Annotated in this window: 1 rRNA gene; it reads left to right on the top strand. The window is 55.7% G+C overall.

Going from position 1 to position 255, the window contains the following annotated elements:
* Window positions 1-255: ribosomal RNA gene (locus tag GJ698_RS30365) — 16S ribosomal RNA — on the top strand; the annotation flags it as partial.

Here is a 255-nt window from a genome sequence, read left to right on the forward strand (position 1 = left end):
ATGCAAGTCGAACGGCAGCACGGAGCTTGCTCTGGTGGCGAGTGGCGAACGGGTGAGTAATATATCGGAACGTACCCTGGAGTGGGGGATAACGTAGCGAAAGTTACGCTAATACCGCATACGATCTCAGGATGAAAGCAGGGGACCGCAAGGCCTTGTGCTCCTGGAGCGGCCGATATCTGATTAGCTAGTTGGTGGGGTAAAGGCCCACCAAGGCATCGATCAGTAGCTGGTCTGAGAGGACGACCAGCCACA

Origin of the sequence: Duganella aquatilis, assembly GCF_009674565.1 — a bacterium.
Taxonomy (GTDB): Bacteria; Pseudomonadota; Gammaproteobacteria; order Burkholderiales; family Burkholderiaceae_D; genus Rugamonas; species Rugamonas aquatilis.